Origin of the sequence: Bacillus sp. cl95 (genome assembly GCF_900115925.1) — a bacterium.
In the GTDB taxonomy this organism is placed as follows: Bacteria; Bacillota; Bacilli; order Bacillales; family Cytobacillaceae; genus Neobacillus_A.
The window spans coordinates 12,903-34,545 of the sequence record NZ_FOYF01000010.1 but is presented as its reverse complement, the minus strand read 5'-3'; the positions used below and the strand labels follow the sequence as shown (position 1 = coordinate 34,545).

Annotated in this window: 19 protein-coding genes; 7 read left to right on the top strand and 12 right to left on the bottom strand. The window is 38.3% G+C overall.

Going from position 1 to position 21,643, the window contains the following annotated elements; translation table 11 throughout:
- Positions 1–11: 11 nt before the first annotated feature.
- Complete coding sequence (locus BMZ31_RS18825; RefSeq protein ID WP_090833474.1) at positions 12–608, top strand: rhomboid family intramembrane serine protease; 597 nt, start codon at positions 12–14, stop codon at positions 606–608.
- A 275-nt stretch (positions 609–883) separates the two neighbouring features.
- Here the strand turns inward: BMZ31_RS18825 and uvsE are convergent, their stop codons facing one another.
- The 6 genes from uvsE to BMZ31_RS18795 form a co-directional block, all read right to left on the bottom strand.
- Positions 884–1,849, bottom strand: a complete 966-nt coding sequence (uvsE, locus tag BMZ31_RS18820; protein WP_090833473.1) for a UV DNA damage repair endonuclease UvsE — start codon at positions 1,847–1,849, stop codon at positions 884–886.
- 112 nt (positions 1,850–1,961) lie between these two features.
- Entirely contained in the window at positions 1,962–3,434 is a 1,473-nt protein-coding gene (locus tag BMZ31_RS18815) for a degradosome RNA helicase CshA (protein ID WP_090833472.1), read from the bottom strand.
- A gap of 255 nt (positions 3,435–3,689) precedes the next feature.
- Positions 3,690–4,376, bottom strand: coding sequence for an alpha/beta hydrolase (locus BMZ31_RS18810; protein WP_090833471.1), 687 nt, complete (start codon positions 4,374–4,376; stop codon positions 3,690–3,692).
- A gap of 437 nt (positions 4,377–4,813) precedes the next feature.
- On the bottom strand, positions 4,814–6,202 hold the full coding sequence (gene murF / locus BMZ31_RS18805; RefSeq protein WP_090833470.1) for a UDP-N-acetylmuramoyl-tripeptide--D-alanyl-D-alanine ligase: 1,389 nt from the start codon (positions 6,200–6,202) through the stop codon (positions 4,814–4,816).
- A gap of 77 nt (positions 6,203–6,279) precedes the next feature.
- Positions 6,280–7,356 carry a D-alanine--D-alanine ligase gene (locus BMZ31_RS18800; protein WP_090833469.1) on the bottom strand — a complete coding sequence of 359 codons (1,077 nt, stop codon included), beginning with the start codon at positions 7,354–7,356 and terminating at the stop codon, positions 6,280–6,282.
- Between the two features lie 229 nt (positions 7,357–7,585).
- A complete protein-coding gene (locus tag BMZ31_RS18795) occupies positions 7,586–8,362 on the bottom strand; it encodes a hypothetical protein (RefSeq protein ID WP_090833468.1) in 777 nt (258 codons plus the stop codon).
- Between the two features lie 261 nt (positions 8,363–8,623).
- Between BMZ31_RS18795 and mgtE the strand changes: the two genes are divergently transcribed.
- On the top strand, positions 8,624–9,982 hold the full coding sequence (gene mgtE, locus BMZ31_RS18790) for a magnesium transporter (RefSeq protein WP_090833467.1): 1,359 nt from the start codon (positions 8,624–8,626) through the stop codon (positions 9,980–9,982).
- 232 nt (positions 9,983–10,214) lie between these two features.
- The gene (locus BMZ31_RS18785) at positions 10,215–11,405 is read left to right on the top strand and encodes an FtsW/RodA/SpoVE family cell cycle protein (protein WP_254778926.1); all 1,191 of its coding nucleotides are present in this window, start codon (positions 10,215–10,217) and stop codon (positions 11,403–11,405) included.
- A gap of 123 nt (positions 11,406–11,528) precedes the next feature.
- On the opposite strand, the gene BMZ31_RS20515 is transcribed toward BMZ31_RS18785, so the two are convergent.
- Entirely contained in the window at positions 11,529–11,669 is a 141-nt protein-coding gene (locus tag BMZ31_RS20515; RefSeq protein WP_175480308.1) for a hypothetical protein, read from the bottom strand.
- Positions 11,670–11,924: 255 nt separating this feature from the next.
- On the opposite strand from BMZ31_RS20515, the gene BMZ31_RS18780 reads away from it, so the two are divergent.
- Positions 11,925–12,398, top strand: a complete 474-nt coding sequence (locus tag BMZ31_RS18780) for a putative metallopeptidase (RefSeq protein WP_254778924.1) — start codon at positions 11,925–11,927, stop codon at positions 12,396–12,398.
- A 36-nt stretch (positions 12,399–12,434) separates the two neighbouring features.
- On the opposite strand, the gene BMZ31_RS18775 is transcribed toward BMZ31_RS18780, so the two are convergent.
- Entirely contained in the window at positions 12,435–13,358 is a 924-nt protein-coding gene (locus BMZ31_RS18775; RefSeq protein ID WP_090833464.1) for a diacylglycerol/lipid kinase family protein, read from the bottom strand.
- Positions 13,359–13,569: 211 nt separating this feature from the next.
- Here BMZ31_RS18775 and BMZ31_RS18770 point away from each other — a divergent pair, with 211 nt between their 5' ends.
- From BMZ31_RS18770 to BMZ31_RS18760, 3 genes are all read left to right on the top strand, one after another.
- Positions 13,570–15,198, top strand: a complete 1,629-nt coding sequence (locus tag BMZ31_RS18770; protein WP_254778922.1) for a mechanosensitive ion channel — start codon at positions 13,570–13,572, stop codon at positions 15,196–15,198.
- Between the two features lie 154 nt (positions 15,199–15,352).
- Entirely contained in the window at positions 15,353–15,934 is a 582-nt protein-coding gene (locus BMZ31_RS18765) for an undecaprenyl phosphate transporter UptA (RefSeq protein WP_090833462.1), read from the top strand.
- A gap of 338 nt (positions 15,935–16,272) precedes the next feature.
- The gene (locus BMZ31_RS18760) at positions 16,273–17,550 is read left to right on the top strand and encodes a cation:dicarboxylate symporter family transporter (protein ID WP_090833461.1); all 1,278 of its coding nucleotides are present in this window, start codon (positions 16,273–16,275) and stop codon (positions 17,548–17,550) included.
- Positions 17,551–17,858: 308 nt separating this feature from the next.
- Here the strand turns inward: BMZ31_RS18760 and BMZ31_RS18755 are convergent, their stop codons facing one another.
- The 4 genes from BMZ31_RS18755 to BMZ31_RS18740 form a co-directional block, all read right to left on the bottom strand.
- Positions 17,859–19,037, bottom strand: a complete 1,179-nt coding sequence (locus tag BMZ31_RS18755) for a NupC/NupG family nucleoside CNT transporter (RefSeq protein WP_090833460.1) — start codon at positions 19,035–19,037, stop codon at positions 17,859–17,861.
- 199 nt (positions 19,038–19,236) lie between these two features.
- A complete protein-coding gene (locus tag BMZ31_RS18750; protein ID WP_090833459.1) occupies positions 19,237–19,578 on the bottom strand; it encodes a YckD family protein in 342 nt (113 codons plus the stop codon).
- Positions 19,579–19,741: 163 nt separating this feature from the next.
- Entirely contained in the window at positions 19,742–20,587 is an 846-nt protein-coding gene (locus BMZ31_RS18745; RefSeq protein ID WP_090833458.1) for a MurR/RpiR family transcriptional regulator, read from the bottom strand.
- 145 nt (positions 20,588–20,732) lie between these two features.
- The gene (locus BMZ31_RS18740; protein WP_090833457.1) at positions 20,733–21,611 is read right to left on the bottom strand and encodes an alpha/beta fold hydrolase; all 879 of its coding nucleotides are present in this window, start codon (positions 21,609–21,611) and stop codon (positions 20,733–20,735) included.
- Between the last annotated feature and the right edge of the window lie 32 nt (positions 21,612–21,643).

The window sequence follows — 21,643 nt, the reverse complement described above, 5'->3', positions numbered from 1 at the left end:
GGAGGCTAAAAATGTTTACAAGAACCGAAAGTTTTCGCGAATTCATTCGCTTATATCCGATTGTTACCCTTATTGTTGCCATTCAAATAATCGCCTTTTTATTCTCAACCGATTTACTATCAAATGAATGGTTGCTAGTGAAGTTCGCTGGCGTTAATTTGTTCATATGGGAAGGAGAGTATTGGCGTCTATTAACTCCCTTGTTCTTACACGCTAACTTCTCTCACTTGCTATTCAATTGTTTTTCGCTCATTTTATTTGGCCCTGCATTAGAAACAATGATTGGTAAAACTAAATTTTTACTGGTTTTTATCATTGCAGGAATTACTGCAAATGTAGCTACCCTTTTCCTAGAACCACTAACGTACACGCATGTCGGATCGAGCGGAGCTATATTCGGCATTTTTGGCTTTTATATTAGCATCATTCTTTTCCGAAAAGGTTGGATGACAAAACCAAATTCACAACTTATCCTTAGTTTGGCAGTCATCAGTCTTGTGATGACGTTTATTCAACCAAACGTTAACATTGTTGCCCATTTATTTGGCTTTTTAGCAGGTTTTATCATCGGATTATTATCGTTTTCTGGCAAGAAAACAACTTTCTAAAAGCAGAAGCATAAGGAAACCTTTCCTTATTTAAGCCTAAGTTCTATACCAATCTCTCTTTCTCTTAGGCTCTGATAAACTTGCCTGTTGATTTCCGCTCCAATCAACAAAGTGCAAAAATGACCAAGGACAAAGCTGGTTAATCCGAAGGTTCTAACCAGCTTTGCAAATTCCAAGTGAAACTAAATTCTTTGATCGATACCACTATTTGTATCTTTCATTACCTATAGGTTAGTATACATTCCGATAACTGAACAGGCATTAGAAAACAAAAGTTATTTTAAAAGGAAACTCGATTGATCAATCCTCTCTACACCTTCAATCTCATTTAAGTCCTCAGCCAGTCTGAAAAGCGCCTCATCTTTTTGTTTCGCCTCAATCATGCAATGTATTTCGTCAACAGATCCTTTTACTACTTTCAAAAAGTCCATAAACATTACCGGATCAATATAGTCTGAATGCGCTCTAAAATCTTTTTCAGACCGCGGGCTTGAAATGTGCATTTTAACTGGCAACAAAGAATTTTTCCAAGTGTCTACAACGTTTTCCCATTGTTTTTCCCAAGGTGCAGTTCCCTTGTTGGCAAGATGGTGATGATAATCAAAAACAAGAGGTATTTCAAGCTTTTCACATAAATACAAAGTATCATCGAGCGTAAAAGAGGTATCATCATTTTCAAGGATAATCATTTTCTGTATCACCTTCGGGATGTCGCTCCAGTTATCGATAAATTGTTCCAAAGCTTCCTCACGATCATCATATACTCCTCCAACATGCAAAACACACCGATGCTGTGGTTCAATTTTCATTCCCCGCAAAAGTGCTTCATGCATCGCCAAAGTCTTAATCGACATTTTTAGCGTATCATCACGCTTAGTATTCAAGACAACAAAGTGATCCGGATGAAAGTCTATTCTCATAGGATGAACCTTTATGTATTCCCCTATGTTTTTTAAGGCATCTTTCAGAGGTCGCATGTATTTCCAATCCATTAATTCCTCATGGTTAGCAAGGGGAATCAATTTAGAACTTAATCGAAAAAAGTGAATATCATGCGCTGCATTATGTTTTAAAAGGCGTAGGCAATTTTCAAGATTAGAGATAGCGATGCGTTCAAGCTTTTTCAATGCCGCTTCTCGATCGCTTATTTTTTGAAATTGAGTATATGTCATCGTTTGGGAAGGAGAACAATTTTGGAGATGAACACTCATTGCGACATATCCCAATTTGATGATGGTCATAAGAACACTCCTTTGCCTTTTACAGGATAGTATGCCCCTTTGGTCATCAGGAAAAATCGCTATATACAAAAAGAGCACAGGATTCATATCCTATGCTCTCACCATTTATATATTAAACAGAACGATTATGTGTTCTTGGTTTGCCTGTTCCGCGTTTTTCACCAGTTCTACCTGATTTTACAGGAGCTTTCTTACGACGATCATATCCGCCTCTTGAATCTCCACCACCGCTGCGCTTACGATCTTGTGGCTTGCGGTCTCTCTTGACGTGAGAAACTTCTTCTGTAAGTTTGATCGGAGTTTGGTCTGGTTCTTTTACCAACATTTTCAATACTGCTGCAACAACAGTTTGAGCATCGTTAGACTCTAACAACTCAGTAGCTGCACGCTTGTAATATTGAAGGTTATTTGTATCGATTGTTGCAAGAATTTTATCTACAACTGCTTTTTGTTGACCTTCAAGTGCCTCATCCAGAGTTGGAGCAGCCATCTTTTCCATTTTACGCTTCGTTGTGCGTTCTACAACTGACAAGTATGACTTCTCTCTTGGAGTCATGAACATGATTGCCATACCTTCTTTACCCGCACGGCCAGTACGTCCGATACGGTGAACATAGCTCTCAGGGTCTTGCGGAATGTCAAAGTTATAAACGTGAGAAACGCCTGAAATATCCAATCCACGCGCAGCAACGTCTGTTGCAACTAGGATATCAACCGAACCATTTTTAAACTTGCGAAGAACAGACATACGCTTCGCCTGACTTAAGTCACCATGAATTCCTTCAGCCATGTATCCTCTTTGAATAAGCGCTTCAGACAACTCATCTACACGACGCTTAGTTCTTCCGAAAACGATTGCTAATTCAGGTGATTGAATATCAAGAAGTCTTGTAAGAACGTCGAATTTGTTCTTCTCTTGTACTTCAATATAATACTGCTCAATCAACGGAACAGTCATTTCTTTCGCTTGTACACGAATGATTTGAGGTTCCTTCATGAATTTTTCAGCCATTCTTTGAATTGGAGCTGGCATTGTAGCAGAGAAAAGTACTGTTTGACGGTCTGTTGGTACTTCAGATAGAATCGCTTCAATATCTTCAATAAAGCCCATATTCAGCATTTCATCCGCTTCGTCAAGAATTGCTGTATGAACACTACCCAACTTAAGCGTCTTACGATTGATATGATCAATAATACGTCCAGGTGTTCCTACGATGATATGTGGATTGTTCTTAAGAGAACGAATTTGACGGCTAATGTCTTGTCCACCGTAAATTGGAAGAACCTTTACTCTTTTACCAGAACCGATTTTGTATAACTCTTCTGAAACTTGAATAGCAAGTTCACGAGTTGGAGCAACAACAATCCCTTGAATGAAATCTTTAGTTGTATCAATTTTTTCTACCAAAGGAATTCCAAATGCAGCCGTTTTTCCCGTTCCAGTTTGCGCTTGTCCGATCAAATCAATATTTTTTAAGCTCATTGGAATGGTTTGCGCTTGAATTGGTGTAGCTTCTTCAAACCCCATCTTTAGAACTGACTTAAGGGTAGCCTGGCTAAGGCCTAAATCTTCAAACTTTGTCAATGTTTTCATTCTCCTTCTTCTATCTCAATATATATTTTTAAGTTTTAAGCACCTGTATGCTAATGGTCACCTTATCAAACAAAACTTAAATGAAAAAGTTCGAAAAAGTGATATTTAGTCACTTTAGCAAAAAAAGACATTCTCCAAGAAGGAGCATGCCCTAATTTTAAAATTAATCTCTAGACACTTTGATGATAATCATACCATCTTCCATGTTCAATTGCAATAAAAGGATACAATTGTGAATGCAGTGTGTCATCCTTTTAAAAAGTCCATCACTTCGGAAAATAGGGCGTCTTTTTCCTCGCAATGACAAATATGATGTTTTGAATCCTTAACAAAACGGATTTTCTTCTCGTTCGCCCCAATGTTTTCGTATAAGTATTCCGCGCTCTTAGGAGGAACGATGCCATCACTTTCTCCCTGAGCAATAAAGGTAGGAACGTCAATACGCCTAAGATGCGGGAGTGTGTGGCTAACAAGACTTTTAAATTGTAAAGTTGCAGTGAGAGGTGTTTCCCTTATCTTTCGTCGATAGCGTTGGAATAATTCATTGTCCCGCAAGTTTCCTCGGAGTGAATCATTTAAGATAAGCTTTAAATCTGAGGCCATTTGGCGGGGATTCATATATTTGGCAGCTGCACTGAGCAGAACAAGCTTGTCCACTGGGTAATTTGCTGCTAAATAACTGGCAATTAGCCCACCCATCGAAAAGCCAACCACATAAACTTGCTCGCAATTTGAAAGAAGTTTCTTTAATTCAGCTTCCGCATGTTCAATCCATTTCATATAAGAAACGCCTTTTAAAGAAAGTGGATCACCATGACCTGGTAAAGTTGGAACGCTAAAAGTCCAATCTGTGTGTTGACGTAAATAATCAACAAGTGGTTCAACTTCACAAGGTCCACCGGTAAAACCGTGAATACATAAACACCCGATCATATTTTATTCCTCATCATCATGATTTTCTTTAAGGTGAACCACCATATCCCATTATACCCCTTATGCAAAAATCCAACCTTCTTTTTGATCGTGCATAAGGGAATAATGAAAAATATTTAAATTAAGGCTCTGTTAAACTTGGTTGTTGATTTTCGCTCCAGGGCACTCGCTTTCCGCTGACGAATTATGAAAAAGCCCTAATGCCGGCTTTTTCAAGGGCAAATTCTTCTTGGGCGGTTCGGGAGCCTCCTCGTCGCTTCACTCCTGCGGGGTCTCCCCTGACCCGCTTTTCCCGCAGGACTTTGAATAGGCTTCCTCGAATAATCCCACGCACGAAGGAAATGCGATAGCATTTTCGAGGAGTCTCGCACCCCTACGCTACAATCAACTAAGCTAAAATATCAACATTGGTCTTTAACAGAGCCTAAATTAAAGGATTATTGTACAGTCTTAGTCTGCAAACTCGTCACAACGTCCTCGAGTTTCATTCCACGTGATGCTTTTACTAGAACGAGCGTTTGACCATCAACCTTTTGCGTTAATTCTTTTGCCAGAGCGGATTTGTCTTCAAAAACATATACTTTTCCACTCCCAAGAGACTTCTCGGCTCCTTTTGCGATCAATTTTCCTAACTGACCATAAGTAAATAGTAAATCGATTTTTTCGCCTTCGAGCGACTCGCCGATTTGCATATGAAATTCTTCTTCTAGTGGTCCAAGTTCAAGCATGTCACCTAAAACGAGAATTTTTTTCTTATAACCAGGTAAGTTCGAGACAAGGTCAATGGCTGCCTTCATGGATGTCGGACTGGCATTATATGCGTCATTGATGATTTTTTCACCATTTGCACCTTCAACTAACTCCATCCGCATTTGCGTAAGCTTTAGGGAAGATAAGCCTTCATTCATTTTTTCAAAAGGAATACCTAAGTCCTTGGCTACCAACATAGCTGCAAGTGCGTTTAAGATATTATGCGTACCTAATACTGGTAAGAAAAAGCGTACTTCGGATAAGTTGATATTGAAATGGTTACCGCTATCACTTTGTTCAATGTCAATTGGATACACGTAATTGTTTTCGTTGCGTCCAAACGCTTGCAATCGAATACGCTCGCCGAACTTGTTTACTCTCTCCGTTAAAAGCGGTTCATCGCCATTATAAACCAAGAGCCCGCCATCACTTAAGCCTTCAGCAATCTCAAGTTTCGCTTCCGCTATTCCGTCTCTTGACCCTAAATCAAGAAGATGAGATTCCCCTATATTGGTAATAATCGTCACATCAGGCTGAGCCAATTTTGTCAGGAATTCAATTTCACCCTTACCACTCATCCCCATTTCCAAAACAGCCATTTCAGTATCTTCTTCTAATTGCAACACCGTTAATGGAAGACCGATGTGGTTATTATAATTCCCTTCCGTTTTCTTCACCTTGAATTGAATAGAAAGAAGGTTGGCCATCATATCCTTTGTAGTGGTCTTTCCATTGCTCCCCGTGATTCCGATGACTTTCACTGAAAGTTGCTGACGATAACTTTTCGCCAGTTCCTGCAGGGCAATCAGACAATCCTTAACAATCAATATCGGCAAATGCATGGGCGGATTTGGCACATCCTCCTGCCAAAAAGCCGCTGCCGCTCCATTTTTAATCGCATCTTCCACATATTGGTGCCCGTCTACCTTTTCTCCCTTGAAAGGAACAAACAAATTGCCCTTTTCAATCTTTCTGGAGTCAATCGTTACGCCGTGAACCATCACTTCATTAAAAGACGTTACGTCATTCAATAAAGTAATCATTTCATTTATTTGTTGCACACTTCTATTAAACATCTCTTTCCTCCTTAATCTGAAAATGAAGGAACACGGCATGAAAGCCGTGTTTCCAAGGTATATCTTCGTTGTAATTTTTACATCGTATGTTTGATATTTTGCTTTTCTGCATGTCTTTCTTTTGCAAGATTAACAAGGCGCTCAATCAATTGAGGATATTCAATTCCTGTTTCTTTCCAAAGCAGAGGGAACATGCTAAATGGAGTGAAACCTGGCATCGTATTTACTTCATTAATGACAATACGACCTTCTTTAGTTAAGAAGAAATCCGCTCTGACAAGTCCTGAGCAATCAAGAGATTTGAAAGCAGCAATCGCCATTTCCTTCATTTCACCATATTGTTCAGCAGTAATGTCAGCAGGGATGACCAATCCTGTGTCGCCATCCTCATATTTAGCTTTATAGTCATAGAAAGCTTTCTTTGGAACGATTTCCCCAGCAACAGAACACTCAGGTTCGTCATTCCCAAGTACAGCAATTTCAATCTCACGAGCAACTACGCCTTCTTCGATAATCAACTTACGATCAAATTGGAATGCTTCAACGAAGGCCTCTTCCAATTCATCTCTGCTTGAGCATTTGCTGATACCAACGCTTGACCCAAGGTTAGCTGGCTTTACAAAACATGGGTAGCCTAATTCTGATTCAACGCGGTCATAAGCCGCATCTTTCCCTTTTTCCCATTCGCTACGGATAATATCAACGTATTTTACTTGCCCTAATCCAGCTTGCGCAAAGACATTTTTCATCATAACTTTATCCATGCCGGCAGCAGATGCTAAAACACCATTACCTACATAAGGTAAGTTTAGCAACTCGAGCAATCCTTGAACGGTACCGTCTTCACCATTCGGTCCATGAAGAAGCGGGAAGATTACATCAAGCGATTCACCCTTTTCATCAGCGGTAAATAAAGTAGGGGCTAAAGCCATTGGTGACAATGTCTCGCTTCCTGAGAAAGCCAATTCCTGAACCGTTTCTGCAGGGGCTTGTAATTGAGAACCTTTGATCCAGCGTCCTTCTTCTGTTATGTAAATTGGATGAATTTCGAATTTTTCCATATCCAAAGCTTTAATCACTGCTAACGCTGTTTGTAAGGACACTTTATGTTCTGCGGATTTTCCGCCGTATAATAACCCAAGTTTTGTTTTCATAACGAACCTCCATATTGTCTTTCACACGTTTTATTTTACCACTTTCCTGAAAAAAGAAAGAGAGTATCCTGCTGATTTTATTTCCAACTTTACTGTTTCCTTTTTATTAATATATGAAACATAGGGTTGGACTAAAACCCCTTAAGTTTAGAAGTTAAAATGGCTCTCATCCTAACAAAATCACCAAAGAAGAAAACAAGCGGCCCTGACGTAAAGGTCCGCTTCTTGCTTAAAGAACTTGCAGTTTCCATTCTTTTGTCTTTTTATCAAAAACAAGCTTCGCATAACAATTTGTTCGCGAAATTTGTTCATACTCATCATACATATCATCCATATTGTCGAAATCGCCCATTATCCAAATAGGAATTTCAACTTTTGCCCGTTGCGTTTCGGCATCACGGATTGAGAAGCAAATCCCTTCTTTTAAGAGCGGGGTTAGGGATAAAAGCAGTTCCTTATTCACTGCAGGGTATGTCCGCTTCTTCCTAATTCCGAAAAGGGACTTTTCATACTTTAGATGGCTCAACTTCAAAGCTATTACCATACTGAGCAAATCATAAAAATCCTTCATACTGCGATAATATGTTTTATTAAACCAGCCGTCATCATGAGCCAAGTAAGCAAAACGATTGTTCAACTGGTTATAAAAAGGGATTTTCAAATGCTGTTTTAGGTGACCTAAGTATAATAACTCCGCCGTTTCCTGTCCTGTCAATTCATTAAGTCCCTCTACTTCAGCAAAATCGATCCAGCAAAAGTTTCCGTAACCATAAACATTATCTGATGCCAGTTTATCAATTCTGTCGCGCGGAACGTATTCGAGCAGTGTGTGCATATTAAAATCGCCGTCATCAAACCGGTGCTTTAGAAGAAGCAAATGATTCAGCGAGTCTGAAAAAGCAGAATAGAATTCCTGAAATTCAATGCCGTAAGACATAACTGATTGATCGGTTTGATTCAAATGCACGTATATTAAATCACGCATGTCTTGGTTATGCTTTTTCAAACTGTTACCCCCGTCCCTTAACAGCTTTCTCGAAAACTGTTCTTCTTCAACTCAACACTCCTTATTCTATCAAAAAACAGGAAATATATCTTTTTACAAGTCGATTACAAATAAGTTTTTTTCTTTTCGTCCTCTTATTTTTTTAATATACTTTCTTAGGCTTTTATTTTTTCCCGAAGCATTTAAAAAACTGTGCGCTTTTCATATAATGAAGGTGGTCACAAACGGGAAAACGCCCCGTCTGAGAGGAGCGTGACAAAAATGATAAAAAATATGACTGAAGATCAAATTACTTTATATACAATCAAAGCACTTAAAGAGAACAAACGAAAAGACTTTCAGACGATTCTCGACGAGTTACAACCATATGATGTTGCTAAAATATATGAAAATCTACCTCATAAGCATAAAATCCGCTTCCTCTTGTTCCTCAACATCGATTTGCTTGCAGACTTAATGCAGGAATTAGATAAAGAAGAGCAGCTTGAAGTGTTAAACAAGCTTGGAATTGAAAAGTCCGGTAAGGTCTTGGACTTAATGGACAATGATGATCTCGCTTCCCTTTTGGAGGAGTTATCTCCAGAAAAAATCTCTTCTCTATTGGCTGGAATGAAAAAAGAAGAGTCTAAAATCGTCCAGGACATTATGAATTACCCACCTGAAACTGCCGGTAGGATCATGACGAATCGTTTCGTCTGGATTAGAAACTACTATACCGTTCGCGAAGCGGTCGATAAACTCAAATCATTTGTTGAATTTGCAGAGACGTTGAATTACTTATATGTCATAGATGGAGATCGCAAGCTAGTTGGCGTTGTTTCCTATCGAGATTTACTCGTTGCTGATCCAGATGAAATCATTCGTAACATTATGTATGAACGTGTCCTATCTGTTACAGTCACAACAGACCAAGAAGAGGTAGCGCGTATGACAGAACGCTACGATTTCCTGGCAATTCCGGTCGTTGATGATGAAAATGTTCTTGTAGGTATTGTTACCGTCGATGATATCATCGACATCGTCATCCAAGAAGCAAACGAAGATATTGAAAAGCTTTCTGCGTCTGGTAAGTCTATCGATTTTGAAACAAAGGCTTGGGTGGCTGCTTATCGCCGTCTTCCTTGGCTCATTCTTTTACTTTTTATAGGCCTTATATCGGGTCAAATCATTAGCAGTTATGGAGATACATTAAAAAAAGTTGTCGCACTGACATTTTTCATGCCGATGATTTCGGGAATGACAGGAAATACCGGGACACAATCGCTTGCTGTAGTTGTCCGTGGACTTATCACTCATGATATTGATAAAAAAGTAATCATGAAACTCATTGGACGTGAATTTGGCGTTGGATTAATCATTGGCATCACGTGCGGAATACTGATCAGTATGATCGCCTACTTTTGGCAAGGTAACCCAGTTTTAGGACTTGTCGTCGGCTTTTCCCTATTCTTGACGCTGATTATTGGTACATTAGCAGGTACAATTATCCCCCTCATTCTTTATAAAATAAAAATTGACCCAGCAGTAGCATCAGGTCCGTTCATTACCACTTTGAATGATATTTTTTCATTAGTAACGTATTTTGGCATCGCCACAATGTTCATCAACTATCTTATGTAAAACGCGATTCCAATTGGAATTCGCGTTTTTTTGTTTTATCAGACTCTGATTAACATGCCTGTTAATTTGCGCTCCAGGCACTGGCAATTTTACCTAGTTTGAAACAAATTGTTCGGCATCCTCGTCTTATAGAGTGAAGAATTTATTCTGTGTTAAATTTTGGATGAAAAATCTTCGTTTGTTTGATAGCATGAAGATATAGATGGATGTAAGTTGTAGGCAGGTGAGATTGGTGGAAAAGACAGAAAAAACCCTTGATAAATTTGACTGGAGTTTAACGCTCATTTTATTTCTCTTTTTTTTGGTTAGTTGTGCTGCGATTTATAGTGCTCAAGCAGCTGCTCAGTACGAGGAAAACTTCCTTATGAAGCAAGTCTTCTGGTATGTAGTCGGAGCAGGAATCATCGCGTTTTCACTTCTATTTGATAGTGAACAATTTAAACGACTTAGCTGGACTTTTTACGGATTTGGAATCTTTCTCTTATTGGTATTAATTGTAGCACCAGAAAGCATTGCACCTGTACGAAATGGTGCGAAAAGCTGGTTTATTTTAAAAGGAATCGGTTCTATACAACCTTCGGAGTTCATTAAAGTCTTCTTGATCATCACTTTAGGCAAGATTATTTCCTCTCATCATGAATATCACCAAGAAAAGTCCCTTCGAAAAGATTTCATCTTATTATGTAAATTAGGCTTCGCTACAGCTTTGCCACTTGGCCTCATCATGAAACAGCCGGATCTCGGAACCGCACTTGTGATCATTTCCATACTTACTGGGATGATATTGGTATCGGGAATTTCGTGGAAGATTATTTTCCCTCTTTATGGATTTGGTGCGACAATAGCAGGATTCATTCTTTACCTTGTTATTTGGATGCCTAACCTTCTTGAAAAGTCTCTTGGAGTCAAGACCTATCAATTTAATCGAATATATTCTTGGATTGACCCACAAAACCACGGTAGCAGTTCTGGTTATCATCTTGTAAAATCCATGCAGGCAATAGGTTCGGGAATGATGACAGGCAAAGGATTCAATGGCAGAGAAGTTTATATTCCCGAAAGTCATACTGATTTTATCTTCAGTGTGATTGGGGAGGAATACGGTTTTGTAGGCGGCGCCTTTGTCATTAGCCTATTTTTCTTATTAATTTTCCATTTGACGAAAACAGCTTTAGATACGAACGATCCCTTCAATACTTATATTTGTGCCGGGGTCATCAGCATGATTACTTTTCACGTCTTTCAGAATATCGGAATGACGATTCAAGTTTTACCGATTACAGGCATTCCGCTTCCATTTATCAGTTACGGAGGCAGTTCATTAATGGGAAATATGTTTGCAATGGGACTGATATACAGCATTCGCTACCATCATAAGAACTATATGTTTTCATCAAAGCCCCTCGTAGGTGCATCCTTTTAAAACAAGGCTCTGTTAATCTTGGTTGTTGATTTCCGTTCCAGGCACTCCAATCATCATTGTTCCAAAAAAGAAACCGTCTGGATTCCACCAGACGGTTTTATTATTTTTATTTTGAGTAGTTAATTAATGGTCAATTGCCTTGCCCAGCAATTTGATATCTTTAAAAATTTCACTTTTGACCCTCGAATCGAAACAGTTAACGTAATCCTCTATTAGACGACCTAACTCTTTTATAAATAAAAGGTGTTCATAGTTGTTCTCCATCCTTGCCACCTCTGTTCCCACAAACTGTGTATATGCGATATCATTCCCCATTTTTCTGTAAAATACACCAATTTATAACTTCCAATTCCTAGAAGTAAGGAAATCCCTTCATAAATATAAGCTAAGTTGAACCCGCAGTGTATGACACCATGTTTATTTCGCAATACATGTCTTAAAAAAATTGATTTGGACATAAATTGAACTAATTAGAACTGTTCCATTCCATCGCCAACAGAGATTAACTTGTAAAGGGGAATGACATTGATTTGCTTATGTGAAGTGCTTGATGAGCGAAAATATCAACTGTCGGGGAAAGTAGCCATTTTTGAAGATAAAAAAGCGGTTTTACGTGCCTTTGGGTTAACAGATGAAAACTGGCTAGAACTTTGGAACATCGATAGCCGCGTTTTAACCTTATGCTTTGATTCCTTGGATCCTGAATACGAAAAGTTTATCGTGGTTTTCGATTATGAAACATTTTGTTCTGAAGAAGACATCAAAGAGGCCATTTTGTTTCATGAACTGGGGCACATCCATCACCCAGTCCTTAAGGGCGAGGTTTCTATAGAAGCCGAAATCAAGTGTGACCAGAATGCGATAAAGAACGGATATCGAACCGGCATTCTGAAGGTACTTCGTTTAATGCTAGACATGGCAAAATCTCTAAATCACAAATTGTTGATGGATATGACAGTAAAGAGACTTAAGTATATAGAATCCTTTACCTAATTATTTACCGACTCTTCAGCACGTTTAAAAATAGAGCTAAGCGAGAACGTTTATCTGTGAAATTTCAACCACCGGCTTGATCATGCGCAAATGATGTTTCTTTGCCTTGATGATAGCTGGTGTTTTCATGTAAACTTCTCCATCAGTATCTGCAGTCATAGGAGAATCAGTTTCCACAATCAATTCTTGACCACAGAAATGCATCACTTCATTAGCCAGACTATCATCGTCAGCTGTTACATCTGTAAGCAGTAATTCTTTTAATAATGTTAAATTTGTATTTTTGATTATAAAAAGGTTGGCCATGCCATCATCATAACTGATTCCCTTAAACGGTAGACCCTTTGCTCCAATGAAGTTGCCGTTTGCCACTAGTATCATGACTGCTTCCCCTTCGATTCGTTCACCATCGCATTGAATCGAATAATAAAATGGATCCATTTGTCTAATTGTACGAATGGCACTCAAGTAATAACTCATTTTTCCCCATAAAGCTTTTTCTGCATCGTCGATATTCGTGGACGTTTCTGCGACGAGACCTATCCCCCAAAAATTCAGAAAGAAATCCTCATTCACTTGCATAACATCTACCGGCACAACTTCACCTGACAATATTTCTTCTGCCGCTTTTTTGAGGTTTTGGGACATACCAAGGGCCCTGCTAAAATCATTACACGTTCCACCCGGAAGCAAAGCAATGACAGGTCTTTTCTCAAGATTAGCTAATCCATTTACACACTCATGTAGAGTTCCGTCTCCTCCAAGTACAATCACTAAATCCATCTCTTCCCCGTATTGCTCGCATAATTTTTTTGCTTCATTCTTTTCAGTTGTTTGCAGTATAAGCAGATGTGGCAGATGGGCCAGAAGGGTTGGAACACAAGCACTTAACGTCTTTTCTAAATCTCCTTGACCTGCATTTCCATTATAAATGAGCATTGCCCTTTGATATTTCTTCATAAAAATTGCCCTCCCATGCTGTCGCTTTTTATTCTTACCTATACCAATATCTTTACCATCACTAAACAAGATAATTATGTATATCCGTTCTTGTAGATTTTTATCGTCTTTTAAGAAAACCAAAATAATATATGCAGTTTAGCCGTTTTCCTTCTGGGTATATCAATGTCTAAGTAAGCTTACAAACAGTCTTCAGAAGGAGTGTATGAATTTGGAAAATAATCGTTACTGGGATGGTTGGGATCAATTTATATATAAATTGCCTGATCTATTGATTGCTTTACTTGTATTATTTGTAGGATGGCTTATTGCCAAGGTAATTGAAAAAGGTGTTTATAAGGCATTGAAAAAGACTAATCTGGATAACCGTCTATTTTCAAATACGAACCCGAATCGCAAATACTCTTCAGAAAAGATTATCAGTAAAATTATCTATTTCCTACTTCTAGCTTTTGTCTTCATCTTGTTCTTTAACATTTTAGATTTAAACATTATCGCCACACCGTTAGTCAGCATGCTATCATCGATTACTGCCGCAGTTCCTAGCATTCTAAAAGCTGCTCTTATCTTATTAATCGCTTGGCTTATCGCTACAGCATTAAGCTTTATCATCAAGAAAACAGGCAAGACTTTAAAAATGCATCAAATGTTTAATAAGTTGAATGTAACTAAGAATAACCAAGATCCTTCAACACTCGTTGATAAAGTTGCAAAAATTGCATTCTATCTTGTGATTTTATTATTCTTACCAGGTGTTTTGGCCGCTCTTAACATCGATGGTATATCAGGTCCTTTCTCTAACATGCTTGAGAATATCTTAGGTTTCTTACCAAAATTATTTGCAGCTGCATTGATTCTCTTTGTAGGCTGGTTCGTAGCGAAGCTTGTTCGTGATCTTGTCACAAACTTCCTACAAACGATTGGTACGGAAAAACTTGTTGAACGTTTTGGAATGAAAAAATTATTTGAAGGTACAAGCCTTTCTTCGATTATTGGTACAATCGTATTTGTACTTATCCTTATTCCAACCGTCATTACAGCTTTAGAACGCTTAGATTTAAAAGGTATTTCTGAACCAGCAGTTGCCATGTTAAATGATATTTTAACAATGCTTCCAAACATCGCAGTAGCTATCCTTCTTGTCCTTATTGGATTATGGCTTGGTAAATGGGTGAATAAATTTGTTACTGGTTTACTAGATCGCATTGGTTTCAACTCATTCTTCCATGGTATGGGCATAAAGAAACCAAATTCAACGACAGCAACAAATATCAGCTTTTCAAAAATGGTTGGTTATATTGCACAAATATTCATTGTTATGCTCTTTGTAGTTGAAGCGTTAAACAACGTGAAGCTTGATTTCTTAGTAACACTTGCAACAGGGGTAATTGCATACCTTCCTAACGTATTTGCCGCTGTAGTCATCATTACAGTTGGTCTATTCCTAGGAAATCTGGTAAAGAAGCTTTTGGAAAGTGTCTTACAAGGACCTCACTTCACTCTTCTTTCATCCGTTGCTAAATATGCGATTATTGCTATCTCCATTTTCATGGCCCTGGACCAACTTGGAGTAGCTGCATCAATCGTTAACGCTGCCTTCATCCTGATTCTTGGTGGCTTGGCTCTTGCATTTGGATTGTCATTTGGTCTTGGCGGAAAAGAATTTGCACGTAAGTATTTAGAAAGACTCGATCAAAAAATTGAGGAAACAACAGTAGATACAACACAGGCGAATTTTGCACAAACAAAGACAGATCCTACTATTAACAAGCAGACTAGCCAATTTAATCCAAATAACCCGGTTAACTATCAACCAAACGATCCAAATACTGAAGTATAAAAATAAAAACTCTCGAGGAATGCGAAAAACCACCGGTGATTGAACCGGTGGCTTTTTCTTGCTCGTCTAAAATTATGGAATTGTCTCTGCTTTCCTATCATATTTTGATTATGTTAAGATATGATGGACAAATCATTCAAAGTGCAGGTGGAATATGAAAGAATTTGTAATGTCTATTCTAATGGCTCTCTCTGATCTCGGATACTTTGGAATCGCAATTGGCCTTATGATTGAAATCATTCCAAGTGAAATTGTTCTCGGCTATGGAGGCTATATGATTTCAAAGGGAATCATCAGTTTTCCTGGAGCTGTGATTGCTGGTACCATTGGGGGAACACTTGCTCAACTCTTCTTATATTGGGCAGGATATTATGGAGGCCGTCCGTTTCTTGAAAAGTACGGCAAGTATGTTTTTATCAATAAGAAACAAATCGACCTTTCTGAAGCATGGTTTGAAAAATATGGTGCGGGTGTCATTTTCTCAGCGCGTTTCATCCCAGTTGTCAGGCACGCCATTTCAATACCCGCAGGTATCGCGAAAATGTCAGCAACTAAATTCACGCTCTACACAGTAGCTGCTGTTGTTCCATGGACGATTTTCTTTTTATATCTAGGGACGGTGCTAGGAGAAAGATGGGCTGATATTAAAGAAATAGCTCACCCATATGTCATTCCTGCCATTATATTCGCCCTAGTAGTAGGAATTATATATCTACTTATCAAGAGGAAAAAATAAGCAATAGGGACTGCCGACATATCGGCAGTCCCTTTGTCATTCTACCAAAGCAAGAGAATAAGCGAGGTAAACTATTGGGCAAAATACCTAAGTGACCTCGCTGAACGAAATCCAACTTTGATGTCATTCATTCTTATTAACCTGCCTATTCTTCCATTCAATACTACGAAAAAAAGAAATTTTGTTTAAAGAGCACTTAAAGCTCATCTGAAATAGCAGATTTTTCTTGGATATCAGATAAATATTATTATTTGACAATAATAAAGTGTAAAACTTAGTATGTAGGGTAATAAGAAAATTGGCGAACAAGATAGTTACATGTCGAAAGGAATGATTTTTTGAAAAGAATTGGATTAGCATGGCAAATACTAATCGGGTTAATTTTAGGGATCGCTGTTGGAGCGATTTTCTTTGGAAATCCCGCTGTTCAAACCTATTTACAACCTATTGGTACAATCTTCATCCGTCTTATCAAGATGATTGTTATTCCCATCGTCGTTTCAAGCATCATCGTTGGTGTGGCCGGTGTAGGTGATATTAAGAAACTCGGAAAGCTCGGCGGTAAGACGATTCTTTATTTTGAAATAATCACAACCGTTGCCATTATCGTTGGTTTGTTAGCAGCTAACATTTTTCAACCTGGTTCTGGCGTGGATATGGGTAATCTAAGTAAAGGTGATATCAGCTCCTATATGAATACGACTGAAGAAGTGAAGAGCCACAGCTTCGCTGATACATTTGTCAACATTGTACCAGCAAACCTGTTCGATTCTTTAATGCGTGGCGATATGCTTGCAATCATCTTTTTCTCTGTATTTTTCGGATTGGGTGTCGCTGCGATTGGCGAAAAGGGCAAACCTGTTTTAGCCTTTTTCCAAGGTACTGCTGACGCAATGTTTTACGTAACAAATCAAATTATGAAATTTGCTCCATTCGGTGTGTTCGCATTGATTGGCGTTACCGTTTCCATGTTCGGTTTAGAGTCACTCATCCCACTTAGCAAATTAGTTATTACCGTTTATGGGACGATGTTATTCTTTACGGTCGTAGTGTTTGGTATCGTAGCCCGCATGGTGGGAGTCAACATTTTCAACTTGTTCGCCATCTTGAAGGATGAACTAATTCTTGCATATTCTACTGCCAGTTCAGAAACAGTCTTGCCAAAATTGATTGAAAAAATGGAACGCTTTGGATGTCCAAAAGCCATTACGTCTTTCGTCATTCCAACTGGCTATTCTTTCAATTTAGATGGCTCTACTTTATATCAGGCACTGGCAGCAGTTTTTATTGCACAAATGTATGATATCGATTTGACGATTGCCCAACAGATTTCATTACTATTAGTACTAATGGTCACTTCTAAAGGGATTGCTGGTGTACCAGGTGTGTCGTTCGTAGTCTTGTTAGCGACTCTTGGCACAGTTGGTATTCCGGTCGAAGGTTTAGCCTTTATTGCAGGAATCGACCGCATCCTTGATATGGCCAGAACGGCTGTAAACGTAGTCGGTAACTCTCTAGCAACAATCGTACTTTCAAAATGGGAAAAACAGTACGACGAAACCAAAGCAATTGCTTATTTAAATGAAGTAAAAGAAAAGAAATTAGCTACAGAATAAACAAAAAAGAATCCGAGCATAGGTGCTCGGATTCTTTTTTGTTTCAAATTTTGGCGTGCCGTTGCTTATAGCGATTTTCAATGAGATATTAGCTGAGTTCGTCGCTAATTAAGTTCTAATTTTTATCGAATGGCTGGTACATAAACTTATGTTATGTTCAGAGAACTTTATGTAAGTATATCTGATAAATATGCGGTGTTTTTTCATTATTTGTTATGTTCATCTAAATATATGAGTTCTCGGAAAAATTCAGAAAACGATATCAAAAAAAAGAGGCATCCACACTGAGTGCAGTCGCCTCTTCCCTCTTATAACATAATCCCGATGATCGCTGCAGAAAGCAAGCTGACAAGCGTTGCACCGTAAAGTAATTTTAAACCGAAACGAGCTACTACATTTCCTTTTTCTTCGTTCAATCCCTTAACTGCACCTGTAATGATACCGATAGATGAGAAGTTAGCGAAAGAAACAAGGAATACTGAGATAATGCCGATTGTTCTTGCTGACAAATCTCCTGTAATTTTAGCTAAATCCATCATCGCGACAAATTCATTAGAAACGAGCTTTGTTGCCATAATCGTACCCGCGCTTACCGCTTCAGACCATGGAACACCGATGATGAACGCAAGTGGTGCAAATACATAACCAATCAGTGTTTGGAAACTCATTCCGAAGATAAGATCGAAAACGAAGTTGATCATCGCAATCAGTCCAACGAAACCGATTAGCATCGCTCCAACGATAATCGCTACTTTAAATCCGTCCATAATGTATTCGCCAAGCATTTCGAAGAACGTTTGCTTTTCTTGTTGAATTTCAATATTATCTTCTTCTGCAGACACTTCATAAGGATTGATAATATTCGCAATGATGAACCCGCCGAAAAGGTTCAAAACAAGAGCTGTGATTACATACTTTGGATCGATCATCGTCATGTATGCACCAAGGATTGATGCAGAAACAGTTGACATCGCAGATGTACAAAGCGTATATAATCTGCGTTCCGGAAGATGACCAAGTTGTTTCTTTACAGAGATAAATACTTCAGATTGCCCAAAAACAGCTGAAGCTACAGCATTATATGATTCAAGTCGACCAAGACCATTTATTTTACTTAAAACTAGTCCAAGACCTTTAATAATGACAGGCAGAATTCGTAAGTGTTGCGCAATCCCAATTAATACTGAAATGAAAACGATTGGAAGAAGTACATTCAAGAAGAAAGACATAGCTCCCTCGTTTGCAAGTCCACCAAATACAAAGTTTACACCTTCAGCGGCAAATGCTAGCAAGCGATCAAACAAACGTGAAATCGCTTTAATTATGATTAAGCCAATTCCTGTATTTAAGAGTAGGAATGTTAAAACTAACTGAAGCACAAGCATGATAGCAATCGGCTTGAACTTTATTTTCTTCTTATCATTACTAGCAACAAATGCTAAAACGAAAATTAATGCAAGCGCAACCAAAAATAGCAAATATTTCATTTCTTCTTCTCTCCTTGTTTTTGTAATAACAATGATGTCATTGTTTTCTATACTTCCCTAACCTGAGATATACAATTCTAACTAATAAAAAGGCCTGACTGATTAGACGTCAGACCTCGAACTTATTGTAATGAAAATGCTTTCGTAATTCAACGCTTTGCATTAATTTCATGCAATTAAAATTATTCACACTATGACGTTATTGACCATTTTGAGCTTTGTGCATTCGATGCTTGTAATGACACTTATGTGGTACATAACCATTTGCAACTAACTTTTCATATTTCTTATCAAGCCATTGCTTCTTTTTGTCACCCATTTCCTTCGTAATGGCACCAAATTCCACGTATTTGTCCACGATTTGTTTCTTTTTTGCGAAAGTAGCTCGATATAGAACATCTAATTCTGTTTTCTGTTTATCCGTTAATTGAACTTTTAGGGTTTCCTGACAGTCAGCGGTATTTGGTGCTGCATAAGAAACCGATCCAGTAAGGCCAATCAAAAACATAACGGCCATCATCATAAAGCTATAACGTTTCATTTTTAAATTCTCCTTTTTTTGTTTGACTTGAAAATATTATCTTTCATGGAAGGAAAATTTATTCAATAACGGAGAATAATCTAAGCTTCCTTTGATTTGAATTCAACTGTGAATAAATCCAAAACAAAAAACCTGATCCCACCCGGACCAGGTTTATCACTTTTTATAAACGCGTTTGCGAAATGGCTCTACTTACTTTCCCAAAGGAAGTGCTTGCGTGATCTTTGTTTAATGCCATCACGTTCACATAAAGAGCATCAATGATGCTTAATTGTCCGATTCGGGACGCCAACGCTTCGGGGCGATATTCCGTTTCCTCTGAACTCGAAAACAGGGCAACATCAACATTCTGACCAAGTGGAGACTTTGGAAAACTTGTTATCCCTATCGTTTTGGCACCATTCTCTTTTGCTGCCTGCAGGATGGCCAGCGTATCCTTATTCTTACCGGTATGAGAAATAATGACAGCCACATCTGAATAAGTTAACTGTGACGCAGCCATGAGTTGAAAATGCGAATCGGGAAATGCATATGCTTGAATGCCGGATCGAATAAATTTATGGTAGGCATCCAAAGCGATTACAGCCGATCCACCAGTCCCATAAAACTCAATTCGTTTAGCATTTAAAAGCATATGTACAGCCTGCTTCAACATTTGGCGATCCAACATATTTAATGTATTTTCAAGTGTACGTATATTGGATTGAAATACTTTTTGGGTAATCGACTTTTCATCATCTTCATCATGAATTTCCTCATATATAGCCTGACTAGGGCTGACCATTTCTGAAGCTAATGCTATCTTAAACGCCTGATACCCCTTGTAGCCAATTCTTTTACTAAAGCGAAAAACGGTCGCGTCGGCGATTCCAAGATCCTCAGAAATCTCACTGATCGTACAATGAATGATCTTTTCTGGATGTGCTAAGATATAATCGGCAATTCGCTTTTCTTTTTCGCTTAATCTTGCATAATAAGACCTGATTCTTCCTAAACAATTATCAACCATCCAGAACTTGCCCCTCATTTTTAATAGGCTCTGTTGATTTACGCTCCAGTCACCAAATTGCAGAAAATCAACAATGTACTTTAACATAGCCTTTTAATAAAAAAAGTATATCATAAACCGCTTCTATTTAAGGTTTATGTTTTAATTAATAATGTTCCCTTAGAAACGATTTTATTTCATCGTTAATTTTAACTACATATTCAGGTGACGGAAAATGCCCCATGTCATATGATTTAAAGGTGACTAGATTTGGAATAACATCTGCAGCTGCATTCTTAATCTTCTCAGCAGGAAAGAATACATCATAATTGCCAGCCATGACTAGTGTTGGCGCGGAATAATCTTTCAGTTCCCCCTTTGTCGTAAGCTTTGGCATTTCCCGTTCGAGTTTTACGTGCTTAAAAATATTGGCTATTATGCTTTTATCCATGTCCTTCATGCTTTCATATGACATGTTGTCAGCAATTCTAGCCATGTACTTCCGATTGGATGTCACTTTTAGCAGTAGGAGAGGCAATAGTATTTTCTTAATCATTCCAATCTTTGAACCTAATTTGAGCCCTGCAGGCGAAACCAAAACAGAACAAGCAATCTTATCAGGTATAAAAGTTGCCAATCGCAGTATAATTCCAGCCCCAAACGAGGGACCAAGAAATGCACATTTTTCAATGGAGTAATGTTCAAGTAACTCTGTTGTCCACATAGCAAAACTATTATCACTTGCTGATATTCTCATTTGATCACTGTAACCTGGATGACCAATCGTGTCAGGTGCATAAATCCTATATTCCTCGAACAATGGGTAAAACCAAGAAAGTGTCATAGGATTAATACAATTGCCCCCTTGAAAGATAAATAGCGGCTTTGCATCTTTGGGTCCTAGTATGAGTACATGAGTCTTACCATATTGGGTATCTACATACTCTCTTTCTATTGGGACATCAAGAGAAGGCAAATACTCCTCATAGGAATTCAAGATTTCCTTTTTTCCATGCTCATTTTTGTAAATCTTATGCTCCTTCATTTCACACATCCCATCTTGGAAAAATACAAACT